Genomic DNA, 1,677 nt, shown 5'->3' with positions numbered 1-1,677 from the left:
ACTACGGCGCAAGTGGTGGTGGTAGGTCTGATCGGTGAACGTGGACGCGAAGTTAAAGAGTTTATTGAAGAGATTTTGGGCGAAGACGGACGTCGTCGCTCAGTTGTGGTGGCTGCACCAGCTGATGCATCTCCGTTGATGCGTTTGAAGGGGTGTCAAACGGCACTTACGATTGCCGAATACTTCCGCGACCAAGGTTTGGATGTACTGTTGCTGATGGATTCTCTGACCCGTTTTGCTCAAGCGCAGCGTGAAATTGCCTTGTCGGTTGGTGAACCGCCAGCCACCAAAGGTTATCCGCCTTCGGTATTTGCCAAGTTGCCTGCGCTGGTGGAACGTGCGGGTAATGGCAGCCCAGAGCAAGGCTCGATCACCGCTTTCTTTACCGTTTTAACCGAAGGTGACGATCTGCAAGACCCGATCGCCGATGCGTCTCGTGCCATTCTCGATGGTCACATTGTTTTGTCGCGTGAAATGGCAGACGCGGGTCATTACCCTGCGATTGATGTCGAGAAATCGGTCAGCCGTGTGATGCCTCAGATCACCACCGAAGAACATGTGTTGATGTCGAAAGCGGTACGTCAGGTCTTGTCTATTTGTCGCAAAAATCAAGATTTGGTGTCGATTGGGGCGTATAAGCCGGGCACCGATCCGGCTATCGATGGCGCATTTACATTAAAGCCGAAGCTAGACGAATACTTGCAGCAGCGTATGAAAGAATCGGTGCCATACGACATGTGCGTCAATATGCTCAGAAATATTTTGGGTGGGTAATAGCGTATGAATAATGCTATGGAATTCCTACTTGAGCAGACCAAAGAGCGCGAAGACCAAGCCGTACTTGCGCTGAACAAAGCGCGCTCTGAGCTTGAAGACTATTACCGTCAGGTTGAGCAAATCGAAAAGTATCGTCTCGATTACTGCCAACAGCTGGTGGATCGTGGCCAAGCGGGTTTAACCGCCAGCCAATACGGGCATCTCAACCGATTCTTATGTCAGCTTGACGAGACACTATCAAAGCAAAAGCAAGCAGAGCATCACTTCAAAGAACAAGTCGAAAACTGCAAAGACTACTGACTCAAGATGCGCCAAGAACGCATGTCTTACGAGTGGATGATCGAAAAGAAAGCGAAAGAAAAGCAAATCGCGGAAGCCAAACGTGAGCAAAAGCAAATGGATGAGTTTTCCACGCTGTTGTTTAGCCGTAAGGCCAAGCCGTTCTAATTTTTGTTGAAGTTGATCTCGCTTCCACTCTTTTCGTGTGCGTTGTTCGTCAGGAAAATAGCCTTATGTGTTGGCGTGATTTTTGCAAATTCATGGTTTAATTATCTAATTTTGCCTCTGATGGGCAATCTGGTCACGCCATAAAAAGGCGTAGCTAAAAACGAGAAAGTTTTTATGAATGTGAATTTGTCTAATGTTTCTGCGACTAGCAAGACCTCTGTTTCTGAGTCTTCCGCAAAAGCACCTACAGAAAGCTCTGAAAGCAAAGGTTTTTTTGAAACCTTAGCGGGAGTTTTTACAGGTTCACAAAAAGCAGAAAAAGCGGTCACTCAAACAGCAAGTACAGATGCAAAGACCGACGTTAGCGCCACAGAAGGTGAAACGGTCGAGAAGAATGGCGAGAGCCAAGAATCAGTCGCGAACCGTGAGAGTGTCGACGGAAAAGCGGCTGAA

1 protein-coding gene and 2 pseudogenes are annotated in these 1,677 nt (G+C 48.0%); all 3 read left to right on the top strand.

What is annotated here, in order from left to right; genetic code table 11:
* Positions 1 to 774: FliI/YscN family ATPase (locus R8269_RS23830; RefSeq protein ID WP_318222728.1), on the top strand; the 774-nt coding region annotated here is incomplete at its 5' end.
* A gap of 6 nt (positions 775 to 780) precedes the next feature.
* A pseudogene (fliJ, locus tag R8269_RS23825) lies at positions 781 to 1,224 on the top strand (flagellar export protein FliJ).
* A gap of 174 nt (positions 1,225 to 1,398) precedes the next feature.
* Positions 1,399 to 1,677 (top strand): annotated as a pseudogene (locus R8269_RS23820) (flagellar hook-length control protein FliK); the annotation flags it as partial.

It is taken from the genome of Vibrio sp. Vb0667 (assembly GCF_033391095.1).
The sequence above is the reverse complement of the archived record's forward strand: the minus strand, read 5'-3'. Positions and strand labels throughout refer to the sequence as shown.